Origin of the sequence: Paenibacillus amylolyticus (assembly GCF_001570725.1) — a bacterium.
GTDB lineage: Bacteria > Bacillota > Bacilli > Paenibacillales > Paenibacillaceae > Paenibacillus > Paenibacillus amylolyticus_A.
Window position 1 is genome coordinate 2,532,112 of sequence record NZ_BCNV01000001.1, and the last position, 14,639, is coordinate 2,546,750.

Below are 14,639 nucleotides of genomic sequence, written 5' to 3' on the forward strand. Positions count from 1 at the left end.
ATTTATCGTTATTTGGTGAACAGTTTCCGTTCCATATGAGTCAGAAACTCATAACCATCTGGCGTTACGACAACTGTATCCTCGATTTGGAACCCACCAGCACCAAGCTCGTAATAAGGTACCTCCACACATAGCACCATACCGGGCTCCAGTATACGCTGGTCACCCGGGGAGAGAGTCATATCGTCGTACAGTTCCAAGCCGATAGCATGTCCGACATGCTGACGTCGGTAATGGGGAATTCCCTCACGCTGTACGCGGGACACCGCCGCATGGAATACATCCGATGCCTTGACGCCAGGGCGCACCGTTTCAAGTGCCGTCTCCCATCCACTTTTAACCGCATCAAAATGCTTTTTCATCCAGGCGGTAGGCTCACCTGCAACAACCGTGCGGCCCGTATCCCCCCAGTATCCTTCCAGCTGCAGACAGAGATCAAAACGGACCTGATCTCCAGTCTCAATCGTATGAAAATAATTTTCAATGAGTGGCAACGCACTACGTGGCCCTGCCCCTACTGCAGTCATTGCCGGAGTTCCACCTGCTCTCATCACAGCCAGACGATAATGATCGGCAAGTTGCTTCTCATGAACACCTGCTGCAATCAGGTCAATCAGCTCCTGTTCAATCCGTTCATTTAATTGAGCAGCCTGACGCAGTTGCTCGATTTCAAAAGGTGTCTTAACCAGGCGGATTTGTCGGAACAGTTTATATGCGGAAACCACCGGCCTTTCAGGAAGCTCCTCCCTGATTCTAGCCAGAATATCGGGAGCGATCCGCATTTCATCGATGCCAATCGGCTGACTATCGATACCCAGCTGTTGTAATGCTGCCTTGAGTGCTTCTACAGGACCTGGATGAATGACCGTCGTTTGCAGGAGAGAATAGAACCGATCAATGTCGTCCGTGGAAGGTTTGCCTTCGATTGAACCTTCCACGAAGAAGTCACTGTAGGCAAATATGTCCACCCCCGTGATACCGAACTGGGCCACAACGCCCAACCGATTCGTCGGAATGATGATACACGGCTTAGCAGATCTGTCGGCAGGTAAAATAGCATAAATCTGCATGGTCCAGTTGCTTGCACGCAGCTGGGACCCGATGACATAGTGAATGTTCTCTGGAGTAGTTGCAATCAGGGCACTTAGCCCCTGAGCTTTCATCACTTCTTCCGCCCGATCCCGATTCAGACCTGAGCTATGGGATAGATGGTGTGAATTATTCATTTTGATCCAGACCTCCTTTTGTTTTCCTGCGACCAAACAAACTCTCAAGTCCTGGTACAGAGCGCAAAACTAGTTTAATCGTCATAAACAGAGCCAGTGCAAAAGCGATCAACACTACAGACACAACAGCAATTGTTGGGTCCTGCCATTTCTCCATGTACAGGAATAGCTGTATTGGCAACGTGTAGCTGTCCTGACGGAGTAGCAGCAGTGCAGCCTCTACCTGATCGAAAGTGAAGACAAAAGCGATTGACCCTGACAAAAGCAGGGATAGTCGGAGCTGTGGCAGCGTAATTGTGAAAAAGATACGCATCGGTCCTGCGCCAAGGTCCGCGGCAGCTTCCCGGTGAGCCGGGTGCAGATTCGCTAATGCACTGCCCACAAGAGTGAGCACGAATGGAAGCACAATGACTGCTTCACCCAAAATTAGCGCAAACAATCCGCCAGCAATATGCATTTTCGAGAATAAGATCAAATATGCGATACCCAGCGTAATTTTCGGCATAACCATCGGAGATACAAAAAATGCCCTTAAGATACCAGAACCCGGGAAAGGATACTGCACGATCGCTAGCGCAGCAAGTGTACCCGTAATCAAAGCCAGCAGAACCGCCCCTGTCGAAGCAATGAGGCTGTTTTTGAAAGCATCGAGAAACTGGGTCTGCTCACCCAGATTGGCATACCATTTCAAGGTTAGACCTTCTGGCGGGAATTTACTGGCTGAACCTGAGCCTACGGACGTTAACATAATCATGAGCAGCGGCAGCAGCAAATAAATGGCTACGGCGCCCACAAAGATATAGAGCAGCAGCTTGGTACCCTTGTTGGACTTAACCATACGCCTGACCTCCCTTACGGGAACGACGGAACATCAACATTTCCGCCCCTTTATTCACCAGCAACGAGACAACAATGGAAGACACAAGCAAGAACAGGCTGGCAACCGCAGCCATCGGCCAGTTCGTGTCCAAGGTACGCTGGTATATAAATACCGGAAGTGTCATGACTCTTCCCCCGCCGATTAGCTGAGGAGTGGTGAAGGCGGTGAGACATAGCGTGAACACAATCTGTACTCCGCTTGCAATGCCTCTTGCCGATAAGGGCAGGGTAATGGTCAGGAACGTTCGCCAGCTGCCCGACCCCAGATCCTGAGCGGCTGCCTTTAAGGAGGCGTCACTTTGGGAGAGTACATTCAGGATCGGAAAGACCATAAATGGCAGGAAAATATGGACAAGCGCGACAACGACACCTGTCTCGTTATATATCATGCTGAATCCTTCCTCGGTAAGCCCCAGCCGGATGAACAGCCAGTTCATGAAGCCCTGTTTGGACAGCAACAGCTGCCATCCGTAAGAACGTACAACCGCGCTGACCAGTAGCGGAAGAAACGTGAGCAGCAGCAATAACTGCTTCATGCCAGGCTTCTTTAGACCCGCTATGCAATAGGCCAGTGGATAGGCAAGAAGTAGACTCCATAGCGTAACCTTGAATGCAATGCGAAACGTTGTACCGATTAGCTTCCAATAGTAAGGATCAGACAGAAACGCACGATAGGCACCCCAATCCCAGCCCCGAATAAGCTTTCCATTCTCATAAATATCGAAGCTATATCTGCCAAAGATCAACAACCCGCCCAGATAAACGATGCCCATCAGAGCAAGTGCAGGCAACAGAAGCAACAACCGGGTTACCCATGTGCGGTTTCCAAAGGAATACAGATTCACAATCCGTTCCGCGATCCGGCTCATACTCCTGCCCCCTGGACTTGATCATGCATGGGTTCGGATAACAAGAGTGCGTCCTCCGGGTCAAAGCCAATTTGTATCGGTTCACCTGGACTAAAACGTGAGGCTCCCCGCTGATGCAGCACACTGGCCTGAACCAGAAAACCTTCAGCAATCTGCACACTGTATCGAATATTTGCTCCGCCGTATACCGCTTCAATCACGTGTCCATCCAGTTTGTTCACACAATGAGTTGCATCTTCTCCGAGTCGAATATACTCATTGCGGATCGATAAGGAATGTCGTGCTCCCGCTTTTGATACGGCATTGCTATCAATGACTTTCACCAGCAATGACTTGCCGAAGCAATCCACCCGAATTCCATTCACATCATGTCCTAACACCTTTGTCTCAAAGAGATTGGTATCTCCAATAAACTTGGCCACGAAGCTATCGGCTGGTCTTTCATAGATTTCATCAGGGGTTGCGTATTGCAGCAGCTTTCCGGCGCGCATGACGCCGATTCGGTCAGACATGTTCATGGCTTCGCTCTGGTCATGCGTAACAAAGATAAACGTTCCGCCGAACTCACGCTGTATGCGTTTCAGTTCACGCTGCATATCGAGACGTAGCTGCATGTCCAATGCAGAGAGCGGTTCGTCAAGCAGCAGCACTTCAGGTCTGTTGATCAGTGCGCGAGCAATGGCGACACGTTGGGCCTGCCCCCCGGACAGCTCGGATACAGCACGCCTGCCATAGTCTCCGAGTTGGACCAGATCAAGCATTTCACCCACCTGCCGCTTGATATCGGCTTTCGGTAACTTCTTCACCTTTAGCCCGTAGGCAATGTTGTTGAATACGTCCATATGAGGGAACAGCGCAAGCTGCTGAAAAATCATATTGCTATTGCGTCCATAGGCCGGAATACCGGTAACATCCCGACCTCCCAGCATAATGGTGCCCTGGTCCGGTTGCTCAAGTCCGCCAAGCATGCGCAGCAGTGTTGTTTTGCCACAGCCACTCGGACCAAGCAAGGAAACGAATTCTCCCTTTTTCACTTGGAGTGTTACTTGATCAACGGCGGCTCGCTCACCATAAGTCTTCGTGACTTCCCTTGTTTCAATGGATATGGTCTCTTGTCCGCTGCTCATCTCTGATTCCCTCCCATCCATTCCGGGTTCAGAGCAGAACCCGGAATTGTTGTGTGCCTGTCAACAATCCTTTTATTGAAGCTTTGTTTTCACCAGTCGGTCCCATAGTTCTTTCCAGGAAGAGCTGTTCTGTGCAAGCACATCCCAGTCTGGATTAATGCCGTTACTTTGCGTTTCCACGGAGAAGGAAGGATCATCCTTGTACTTGTCCGGAACTGCAGCTGTCGGACTGGTTACCGGCGTACCCGTTGCTTCTGCATATTGTGATAGCGCCTCTGCGCTCAACAATTCGTTGATAATTTCGTTTGCAACACGTGTCTGCTCAGGTGTTGAGCCCTTCACGACCTGAAGTGTGTACGGGAAGGAGATGGCACCTTCACTCGGATACGCTACGGCAAGTGGAGAACCGCCATCAATCCATGTCTGTGCAACCTGTGCACTGAATGGGGCAATGAGAGCATCACCTGACTCCAGCAGTGCCTTCAGCTGATCATTGGATGAAACCAATGTGCCAATCTGGTCACTGCGATCTGCCCAGAACTGGAAGGCTGGCTCGGGATTTTCATAGGATGCACCAATCTCTTGACCTTTGGTAGCAATAAGTGGGGAGATATAGGAATAGAACATATAGTCCCAGAGCGCAGTTTTTCCTTTGAACTCCTCGTTATCCCATAGATCGTTCCAGCTGGTAGGCGGCGTTTTTACCAGGTCTTTGTTATACACCAAGGCGAAGCTCGAAACACCCCAAACCACACCTTTATTGTCTGCCTTGTGGAAGGCCTCTGGAATATCCTTCATATTGGTCACGATGCTTGTATCCAGTGGCTCCCACATATCATCATTCAAACCTTTAGCCGTCGCATCTGCATTGAAGTAACCGAAGTTGACGACCGGATTGTTGGCATCAGCCTGCTTGCCAGCGACCATCTTCGGGTACATTACCGAATTGGAGGATTCCTCAAAGGTGACTTCAACGTTGGGATTTTCTTTCACATACTCGGCAACCACTTCTTTCGGAACGACGTCTTGATTGGAACCAGCCCAGATAAACATCGTCAGCTTAACTTTGTCTCCGCTTGCTCCTGAAGATCCGCTCTCTCCGGCAGTATTACTTGAGCTGCCTGCTCCACCGCAAGCGGAAAGCACCAATGTACTGGCCAGTGTCAGTGAGGCAAGGCTGAGAAAGCGTTTTTTGTTTGATTTGAACATGCGAATTCCCCCATCCATGTAGTTGGTTTTATCAATAAACAAGAACTAAATAGTCTCCATACACTTGATCAATGAAACCCTATTTTCTCGCGTAACCCTTCCATAATGTCGGATATCTCCCGTGGATCTACAGATAGGGAATCCTTATACTTCTCCTCTACAACGCCCATGGTCTGACGCTTCAGGTAGTCTCTCAATGCAAGCGGAGCACTCAGCAATGACTGATTCAGCGATACCTGCATCTCGTCGCTCCATATGGTTTCGAATTGCTCCCGTGCCTTGCCATAGGCGAATTCCTCCTGCTGCCGTGGGCGCTTGACGCGCAGTTGTTCGGTATCTCTCTCGTTCAGCTCCAGGCCGTCAATCACAACACCATATAACTCAAGGGCTTTCTCCGGGGATACCAGCCCACTTCTTACATCTTCCAGAACCAGACGTGAATCACGCTCAAATGGATCGCCATATCCGCCTCCACCTTGCGACAGGAACGTAACCGTTTCTCCAGGCTGAAGTAGCAGCTCATCAATTCTTCCCAGATGATCCTCACTTGCACGTCCAGCATTGAGAATCGCTTCTCCATGTGAACCTACGCCGCCACCGAGCCTGCCCCAGGGCTGAAATTCCATGCGCTCCATGTTTCTGGCCGTCATTACGGTATCGGGTGTTAGAATTCTGACGCACAGGTCAATCCCGCTTCCACCGCGGAAGGTTCCCGCACCTGCCGAATCCGCACGAAGACCATAATGCTCGATCAACACAGGCATCTCGGATTCCACTGTTTCCGCAGGGATATTCCGAAGATGACCAACGGCAAAATCCATGCCATCAATCCCATCTTTCATCGGCCTTGCTCCCGAACCACCGCAGATCGGCTGAATTACGCCTACCTTTTTCTTGCCATCGGATGCATCTGTCATCGCCATCATGACGATGCAGGCTTGTCCAGCTCCTGCCGCGGGAACCTTGCTGGCCTGAGCTTTCCCCAAAGCACCCGTGATGACGTCCATCAGCCGGATAAAGGTCGCAGCACGTGCCCCAACAGCTGCCATCGGCTCCGGGTTGAGTACGGAAGCAGGTGGCACATAATTTCGTACCATTCGAATCATGCCCGAATTCCACGGAATCGTCGGATCGAGCGTACGGAAATAACGAATGAGTGCGGGCACCAGCATGTAATGCCCCTGTTGGTTGTGGGTAGGAATGTTGAATGAAGCCCTGACCTGAGGATCGGTGCCACTAAAGTCGAGATGAATGTCACTGCCTGCAATCGTCATTCTGCAGCGTAACCGGATCGGATATCCTCCTGGGCCTTTCTCCAGGTAATCCCAGAAGTCATAAGAACCGTCCGGAATATCCTGCACAATGGCACGAGCCTTCAGCTCGGCGTATTCCAGCAAATGTTCGATGCCCTGCTCGATTTTCTCCACGCCATATCGTGCAATGAGTTCCCCAAGCCGCTGCTCTCCCCGATTCAACGCAGCCATAAGCGCTTTGAGATCACCGAGATTTTGCTCTGGAATTCGGCTGTTGTCCAGAAACATGCGCAGGATCTGCTCGTTAAGAACACCGGCTTCATACAGCTTGACTGGTGCAATTCGAATGCCTTCCATATGAATATCGTAGGCGCTGGGAGATACGCTCCCCGGTACCTTGCCGCCTACATCGGATGAATGGACAAAGCACATGCCGTAAGCGATGATTCGCCCTTCATGAAAATAAGGCTTGATAAGATGAATGTCTGGAAGGTGTGTAACCATGCCTTTGGTGGAATAAGGATCATTACATATGACGAGATCTCCTTCTTTCCAGTCTTCTATGCTGTCAATGGTCGCAGCAGCCGGAATGCCCAGAGACAGATTGTAACCCGTCTCCAGCGGCGACCCGAACGTTTCCCCGGAAGGAGATAAAAGGTAGGTTCCAAAATCGCCTGTTTCTTTTACAAAAGCGGTGAAGCCTGTCCGTAAAACGACATTCGCCATTTCTTCCACCGCAGCCTGAATTCGGTTGTTGAAAATCTCAAGAAAGACCTTGTCGCCGATCATACTTCCACCTCCCCAATCACGTTGCCGTGTACATCCCGGTATACCTTGTATCCAGGCGGGATAAAGATCGTGGTATCATATTCCTCCACAATAATGGGCCCGAGAATAGGGGCATCCACCGATGGAATCTGTCCTCTTTTGACTACCTTCGCTGTCTGCTGTACATGGTCAAAAGTAATGATCCTGTATTCCACTTCACTCTCGTCGAATGGCAAATCTACCGGATCTACCGTGTTACGGGTAGGCAAAACACCAACAATGGTCGCTCGAAGACTTACAAACATTACCTCTGCCTCTGGCTGACTAATGCCAAACACGTTTTGGTAAGAGGTATGGAATTTCATCCCTGCCTTCTTGGGATCTTCAATTTCTTCCAATGTCAGCGTGACCTCCAGATCAAAGGCCTGTCCTTCATAGCGCATATCCGCACTGTATAGGCAATAAATATGATCCAGTTTGACACCACCACGGGCTTCCTCATCGACCCAGCTACGTCCTTGGTTTTCCAGTCCAGTGAAAAGAGATCTTAACTCACCAGGCTCCAGATTCTGGGTGCTCTTGTGTAACGTATGAACAAAATCATTGCGAAGATTGGCAACCGTGCAACCCATGGCACACAGTGTTCCAGGAGATGGCGGGATCAGTACTCTGCCGATGCCTACCTCACGTGCCATCAGAAAAGCATGCATCGGGCCAGCTCCACCATATGCGAGCAACGTAAAATCGCGGGGATCAACGCCCTTGCGGGCCATCAGAGGGGAAAACTGGGCATACATATTGGCAGTTGCCACATCGAGAATGGCTTGCGCAGTCTGTTCGGCATTCAGTCCAAGCTTCTCTCCCAGATTGGAAAGAGTACGCTCTGCAAGTTCGGGATACAGACGCATTTGTCCGCCAAGGAAACGGTCAGCGTGCAGGATACCGAGCTGTAGATAGGCATCTGTGGTTGTCGGCTCTTCTCCACCACGCTGATAGCAGGCCGGACCGGGATTGGCTCCAGCGCTGCGCGGTCCAACTTTGAGTACGCCTACGGAATCAAGCCATGCAATTGAACCACCACCTGCCCCAATGGCTGTTACATCAACAGCAGGAATGATGACAGGAAAATCCCCAACTTTGTTCTCGGATGAATAAGCCGGTTCTTTGTCAATAAGGGCAACATCAACGCTTGTCCCACCCATGTCAAATGTGATGACCTGATGAATGCCAGCTCGTTCAGCGATATGGGTCGCGGCGATTACACCGGAAGCAGGTCCGGATAGGAGTGTGCGTACCGGCTCATTAGCCGCTCTGGCAGCCGTCATAATGCCACCGTTGGACATAGTCGACAGCAAGTTGGCTTTGAGACCATACGCCTGAATCCCTTCTTGCAAACGCAGGAAGTAAGACCCCATTCGTTCACCTACATAAGCATTCATGGCCGTTGCAAGTGTTCTTTCGAACTCACGCTGTTGTGGCCAGATGGCGCTGCTTCGGCAGATGAACAGTTGCGGATAACGTTCCCTGATCAGATCTTCCGCAAGCTGTTCATGAGCAGGATTCACATAAGCATGTAAGAAACTGATCGCCAAAGCGGTAACACCATCCTCCACCAGCTCATCCACCGCTTGCAGCAGCTGTTCCTGATTGAGTGGCTGGAGTATTCCCCCGCTCGCAATCACCCGTTCATCGACTTCCTTGACGCGATGTCTCGGTACCAGCGCATCGGTCTTGTCACCATACAGATTGGTTGTATCCTCAAGTCGCAACCGGCGGATTTCAAGAATGTCACGAAATCCTTTGGTCACCAGCAGACCTGTAACTGCACCATTTCGTTCGATTAACGTGTTTACGCCGAGCGTGGTACCATGCACAAACAGATCAATCTCACGAATGTTCACGCCATTTGCCTTGAGCTGATCCAGTGCGTTAAAAATCGCCTGTTCCGGAGCTGCCGCAATCGATGGCGTCTTCAGCGCCGCAATCACCTTGCCCTGATGGTCCATTACCAGCGCGTCCGTGAAAGTACCTCCGATATCTATGCCTAAACGGTAGATTGTGTCCACAAGCTCAACTCCTTTATGACCGGGTATTATTCTAAGGAATGTTATTGGTTTTGGTTTTGCATGGTGAAATAACGTTTGACATCATCGATCATTTGGTTGATATGATTCACCATTGCCGCTTCAGCCTGCTCAGGAGAGCCCGCTACAATAGCATCCAGAATCTGCTGATGATCTACAACTAATTCACTTCCTACTCTCCGGCGAATATACGCGGTCTCCAGAAAATCACGGCTTGTCTCCCATACCAGTTCAACCGCATGCAGAAGAATTTGGTTTTGCGCGGCATAAGCCAGCAATCTGTGAAACTCCCGGTCCTCCTCGTATGGTATAATATTCTTGGAAAGCAATTCATGCTGGTTCGCAATCGATGCTTGCAACAGAACTATGTATTCTTTCGTGGCACGCTGTGCTGCGAGGGAAGCGATCTCCCGTTCAAGAGCCCTTCTGGCAACGAGAACATCTAACAGAGCCTTTTCCCCAGAATGGTTCAGCATCTGAATTAACTGTGAATTCACACTTTTTTGCTGCAAATCTCTCTCCAACATCTTGATTCGCTCAAGTCCCTGTTCAGTCAATGTTCTTCCCTTGCGACCTTCCAGAACCGTAAAACCTTCAACATCCATCTCCATAAGCCTTCTTCCGATGGTTGCCTGACTCAGACCATACGTTTTGCCCAAAGTATGAACCAACGTACTGGCCCCGATGGGAGCGCTCGCGTCTCGAAGCTGCTTCAGCAGTTCGTATTCCAACTCCATTTCGTTTAGCTCAGGACCCACTACATATCCCCCCTCTTCGTTATTTAATTATTATTTAATCGACTTTTTCGTAGTTGTTACTCATTGATGATTAACGATAGTATAACTTCAAACCACCGTAATTTCAATAATTCTCATCAAATTAGTGCGATTTATTTTTCCAGCTATATTCTGCGCCTTTCAAATTCAAAATAAAAATTAAAAAAGAGCATTTCACATCCTTTATTCCAGCGTTTAACTGGAGGATGCAATCTGCTCTTAACATAGCAATTTTTCAAAATCACTTATGAACAAATAATGTATCAGGACTTGAGTTGTTGCAGCAACTGAACACGATAGGCTTCACTTTCAAGGGATTGGATTTCCTTATATTCTTCGGCAGTAAGCACTTTGGGCTCCCCGGCTGCCTTTGCGATCATATATACCTTCGCGCTTTCTTCCACGACCTGGGTGCGGTAGTAGGCTTCGCGGAGGTTTTTACCCGTTGTGACCAATCCGTGATTAACGAGAATGAGTGCCGTATGTTCTTCTACCTTTGCTGAGACCGCATCCGCAAGAAGTTTCGTCGTTGGCAGAACATATGGAACGAACCCGATATCGCCCACCAATGCCGACTGATCAGGGAACAAGTGTGGCAATTCATCGAAAACGAGACTGAGTGCGATCGTGTATGCCGGATGCGTATGCACAATGGCTTGGATATCAGGATTCACACGATAGCTGTACAGATGCATCAATACTTCGGAAGAAGGGCGTGTTGCTCCCGCACGAGTCTCTCCTGTCTCGATATCAATGGCGATCCATTCGTCAGGCTCCAGATCCTCAAGTGCATAACCACTCGGAGACAATAGCATCGTTCCCCCAGAGCGAGCGCTCAGATTGCCACCAGGACCGACCACCAGTCCTTGAGCAACTGCTCTCCGGGCATATTTCGTTAACTCTTCCCTTACTTGTTGTTCAGACATGTTTTCTCCACTCCTGTACTTTTCTTTTTAGCATTTTGCATCCATACTCATTTCATTGAATCTGTTCATTACTTTTTGCTTTGATTCAGACTTTGGTAGCTTTCATAAGCTTCCTGCCACAATTCTGCATCCTCTGGCTCATAGGTTTCGGGGGAGAAGGAAACAGACATAACCTCTCGAACCTCAGCCAAGCTACTTACTTCTCCATGTGCAAGGAATTGCAGCATGCAATTCCCGGCTGAAGTCGCCTCTGCCGGGCCTGCCACCACCGGAACACCAGCTGCATTAGCCGTGAACTGGCATAGTAGACGATTGTGCACACCGCCACCAACCATATGAATTACACCAGGTCTTGTACCTGTGATCAACTGCAATTCATCCAGCGTCTGCCTGAATTCCAGTGCAAGACTTTCCAGAATACACCGCACAATCGCTCCAGTCGTTTCGGGCACTGTCTGTCCGCTGAGCTTGCATTGTTGCCGTATTCGTTCAGCCATATTCCCTGGCGCCAAATACACACCATCTCCCGGCGATACGTAACATTGATGCGGCGTTGCCAAGGTAGCCAGCTGGACCAGTTCTTTATGTGTAAAAAGTTGATTCTCCCGTTCCCACTGTCGTTTGCATTCCTGTAGCAGCCACAGGCCAGAACGATTTTTCAGGGTACGTACTTTGCCATTCACGGTCCCTTCATTGGTGAATCCCAATGCACGACTTCGGTCATCCAATACAGGTGTATCACGCTCCACACCCATAAGAGACCAGGTTCCACAACTGATAAAAGCAAAATCCGAATCCATCGCAGGAATCGCTGCCAAGGCAGATGCCGTATCATGTGAGCCCACTGAAATGACCTGCATCGGCCCAGTCCTTAATTCGGCGCATAAGTCATTCGTTAACTGCCCCAGCACGGTACCCGGTTGAACGAGTTTTGGAAATAATGTTTCCGGTATACCGAGACGTCCGATCAGATGTTCATTCCAACGCGCCTCGCCTGCATGCAACAGCCCACTGGTACTTGCAATCGTATACTCACAAGCCTGCTGACCGGATAGATAATAGTGAAATAAATCCGGCATAAATAACATGCGCACATCCGGACGCAAACCTTCGAGATTCTCTCGTACACTGCCTAGCAGTTGAAATACTGTATTGATTTGCTGTGGGAGAACGCCGGACATGGAGTACAGTTCTTCTTCTTTCACCGTGTGCAGTACTTCTTCCATCCACTGTGCGTTGCGTGCTTCCCGATAATGACGCGGGTTAGAGCATAATCTTCCCGCACCATCTACCAGTCCATAGTCCACTCCCCACGTATCCACTGCTATAGAACGGACCGATGGAGAGATGCCTTGCGTCCCTTTCACAATGCCTTGTTTAAATTCATGAAAAAGTCGCAAGAAATCCCAGTACAAACCGTCCCCCAGCTGCACGGGTTCGTTGTTGAATCGATGCACTTCTTGTAACGAGAGTCTTCTTCCATCAAAAGAACCCCGGACTACGCGTCCACTACCGGCGCCGTAATCGGCAGCAAGCACATGTGTTGCTTGATTGCCCATTCTTTCAAGCCTCCTTAACTCTACGCGATAAGCCGTATTCGAGTTCTGAACATGGCTTTCAAGAGAACGCCATGTTACCTCATTTCACAAGGAACATGGCGTTTGACAGGAATGGAACTTTATTTTAACGATACAATGGACCAAACACACTGCAAGCACGGTAATCTGCGCTCTCCGGCTCACTTGTGCCGAATAATCCCCATGCACGCGGACGGAAAATCTCCGTTTCAGGTACATTATGCATATTTACCGGAATGCGAAGCATGGAAGCGAGTGTAATCAGATCTGCACCGATGTGTCCATACGAGATGGAGCCATGGTTGGCGCCCCATTGATTCATGACTTCGTATACGGAAGTAAACGCTCCTGATCCAGTTAGAACAGGCGCAAACCAGGTGGATGGCCATGTTGGATCTGTCCGCTGATCCAGCGTATCATGCACATCTTCAGGCAGATCAACCGTGTAACCCTGAGCGATCTGTAGCACCGGACCCAGTCCTTTGACCAGATTCAGGCGTGTCATCGTTACAGGCATGCCGCCTTTGGTCAGGAAATCCGCTGAATAGCCGCCCCCACGGAAATACTCTACGGATGCCGGTCTCCACGATGTTGCTTTCAGACAGTCCTGAACTTCCTCATCTGTAATTTCCCAGAAAGGCTTGAGGACAGGCTTCCCGTCTCTGGACTGTTGTCCTGTGCCATCCAAAGCTGCGGAACCGGAGTTAATCAGATGCAGGATGCCATCCTTCGCGTTTCCTTCCAACTGGTGTCCCGTCACACGCTGTACTGAATCCGGACTCCAATACGTCCGCACATCAGCAAAAATCTGTGCCGTATGTGTCAGTAGCGAACCAAACAACATGGACACTCCATTCAAGCTATCATTCTCTGTTGCAACCAGATAAGGCGCACGTTTGCCATTCCAGTCAAAGGAAGAGTTTAATATCGACTCCAGAAAATCACCGTTAGGTGAATGATCTGTCCACTGCCGTTGTCCTTGGAAGCCGGATACAATTGCATGGTGGCCCATCGATTCTTCTGTAAACCCAAGCTCTGCCAATCTGGGGTTACCCGCCATGAGGTCACGTACAATTTGGGTCATTTTCACCACGGTTTCCCATTCGTACTCTTTGCGTTTGCGATCCGTTTGCAGATGGGCAGCGTTGTTGTCCGGGCCTTCGCTACAGTTCTCCTTCACCCAGGCTAGTGCGAGCTTATACTCCTCGGGGTCGTAGATTTCTTCTTCGATACGGCGAGTGAGTTCGCTCATATCCACGTATTCATTGCGCATGCCCAGATACTCCTGGAAAAATGAATCGTTCACAATTGAACCTGCAATCCCCATGGATACTGATCCAATAGACAGATAGGCTTGCCCTTTTAAGGTTGCGGCTGCAAGACCTGCACGGCTGAACCGGAGCAATTTCTCACGCACGTCATCGGGAATCGTAGTATCCCCGCCGTCCTGCACATCCTCTCCATAGATCCCAAAGGCCGGAATCCCCTTCTGTGCATGGGCAGAGAGTACCGCTGCCAGATATACTGCACCCGGACGCTCAGTCCCGTTAAAACCCCAGATGGCTGTAGGAATGGATGGCGACATATCCATCGTTTCCGTACCATAACACCAGCATGGTGTCACGGTGATCGTTACGCCAACGTTCGAACGACTGAACAATTCTGACGCTGCGGCCGCCTCGGCCACCCCGCCAATACAGGTCTCAGCCACAACACACTCCACTGCGGACCCGTCCGGATAACGTAGTTCTGCTGCAAGCAACTCGGCAACAGACGTCGCCATCCGCATCGTTTGCTCTTCCAGTGACTCACGGACACCTTTGCGTCTTCCATCAATCGTGGGACGAATACCAATCTTGGGGAAAGCCTGCTTATAACGATAATCCTGATGTGTCATACTAGCGTGTCCTCCTTCAATTCGTTTCATAGAATTTGGGTTGAATTG

At 50.0% G+C, this 14,639-nt stretch carries 11 protein-coding genes; all 11 read right to left on the reverse strand.

Annotation, left to right across the window (positions count from 1 at the left end; all coding sequences use genetic code 11):
- Window positions 1-8: 8 nt before the first annotated feature.
- The 11 genes from PAHA3_RS11065 to PAHA3_RS11115 all read right to left on the reverse strand — a co-directional run bounded on the left by PAHA3_RS11065 (window position 9) and on the right by PAHA3_RS11115 (window position 14,591).
- A complete protein-coding gene (locus tag PAHA3_RS11065) occupies window positions 9-1,226 on the reverse strand; it encodes a M24 family metallopeptidase (RefSeq protein WP_062834781.1) in 1,218 nt (405 codons plus the stop codon).
- Entirely contained in the window at window positions 1,219-2,064 is an 846-nt protein-coding gene (locus tag PAHA3_RS11070; protein ID WP_062834782.1) for an ABC transporter permease, read from the reverse strand. Before PAHA3_RS11070 ends, PAHA3_RS11065 begins: the two co-directional genes overlap by 8 nt.
- Window positions 2,057-2,974, reverse strand: coding sequence for an ABC transporter permease (locus PAHA3_RS11075; RefSeq protein ID WP_062834783.1), 918 nt, complete (start codon window positions 2,972-2,974; stop codon window positions 2,057-2,059). Before PAHA3_RS11075 ends, PAHA3_RS11070 begins: the two co-directional genes overlap by 8 nt.
- Window positions 2,971-4,101 carry an ABC transporter ATP-binding protein gene (locus PAHA3_RS11080; RefSeq protein ID WP_062834784.1) on the reverse strand — a complete coding sequence of 377 codons (1,131 nt, stop codon included), beginning with the start codon at window positions 4,099-4,101 and terminating at the stop codon, window positions 2,971-2,973. The genes PAHA3_RS11075 and PAHA3_RS11080 overlap by 4 nt, the downstream gene beginning before the upstream one ends.
- 72 nt (window positions 4,102-4,173) lie before the next feature.
- Window positions 4,174-5,352: an ABC transporter substrate-binding protein gene (locus tag PAHA3_RS11085; RefSeq protein ID WP_235599423.1), complete on the reverse strand. Its 1,179-nt coding sequence runs from the start codon at window positions 5,350-5,352 to the stop codon at window positions 4,174-4,176.
- A gap of 26 nt (window positions 5,353-5,378) precedes the next feature.
- Entirely contained in the window at window positions 5,379-7,352 is a 1,974-nt protein-coding gene (locus PAHA3_RS11090; protein WP_062834785.1) for a hydantoinase B/oxoprolinase family protein, read from the reverse strand.
- A complete protein-coding gene (locus PAHA3_RS11095) occupies window positions 7,349-9,397 on the reverse strand; it encodes a hydantoinase/oxoprolinase family protein (RefSeq protein WP_062834786.1) in 2,049 nt (682 codons plus the stop codon). The genes PAHA3_RS11090 and PAHA3_RS11095 overlap by 4 nt, the downstream gene beginning before the upstream one ends.
- Window positions 9,398-9,438: 41 nt before the next feature.
- Entirely contained in the window at window positions 9,439-10,173 is a 735-nt protein-coding gene (locus tag PAHA3_RS11100; RefSeq protein WP_235599424.1) for an FCD domain-containing protein, read from the reverse strand.
- Between the two features lie 281 nt (window positions 10,174-10,454).
- Window positions 10,455-11,117, reverse strand: a complete 663-nt coding sequence (locus PAHA3_RS11105) for a class II aldolase/adducin family protein (protein WP_062834787.1) — start codon at window positions 11,115-11,117, stop codon at window positions 10,455-10,457.
- A gap of 68 nt (window positions 11,118-11,185) precedes the next feature.
- On the reverse strand, window positions 11,186-12,676 hold the full coding sequence (locus PAHA3_RS11110) for a rhamnulokinase (protein ID WP_062834788.1): 1,491 nt from the start codon (window positions 12,674-12,676) through the stop codon (window positions 11,186-11,188).
- Window positions 12,677-12,800: 124 nt separating this feature from the next.
- A complete protein-coding gene (locus tag PAHA3_RS11115) occupies window positions 12,801-14,591 on the reverse strand; it encodes an L-fucose isomerase (RefSeq protein WP_062834789.1) in 1,791 nt (596 codons plus the stop codon).
- Window positions 14,592-14,639: the final 48 nt, after the last annotated feature.

Excerpts from the sequence above, each read along its gene's own strand:
- PAHA3_RS11065 (WP_062834781.1), bottom strand. The coding sequence starts at position 1,226 with ATGAATAATTCACACCATCTATCCCATAGCTCAGGTCTGAATCGGGAT.
- PAHA3_RS11070 (WP_062834782.1), bottom strand. The coding sequence starts at position 2,064 with ATGGTTAAGTCCAACAAGGGTACCAAGCTGCTGCTCTATATCTTTGTG.
- PAHA3_RS11075 (WP_062834783.1), bottom strand. The coding sequence starts at position 2,974 with ATGAGCCGGATCGCGGAACGGATTGTGAATCTGTATTCCTTTGGAAAC.
- PAHA3_RS11080 (WP_062834784.1), bottom strand. The coding sequence starts at position 4,101 with ATGAGCAGCGGACAAGAGACCATATCCATTGAAACAAGGGAAGTCACG.
- PAHA3_RS11090 (WP_062834785.1), bottom strand. The coding sequence starts at position 7,352 with ATGATCGGCGACAAGGTCTTTCTTGAGATTTTCAACAACCGAATTCAG.
- PAHA3_RS11105 (WP_062834787.1), bottom strand. The coding sequence starts at position 11,117 with ATGTCTGAACAACAAGTAAGGGAAGAGTTAACGAAATATGCCCGGAGA.
- PAHA3_RS11110 (WP_062834788.1), bottom strand. The coding sequence starts at position 12,676 with ATGGGCAATCAAGCAACACATGTGCTTGCTGCCGATTACGGCGCCGGT.
- PAHA3_RS11115 (WP_062834789.1), bottom strand. The coding sequence starts at position 14,591 with ATGACACATCAGGATTATCGTTATAAGCAGGCTTTCCCCAAGATTGGT.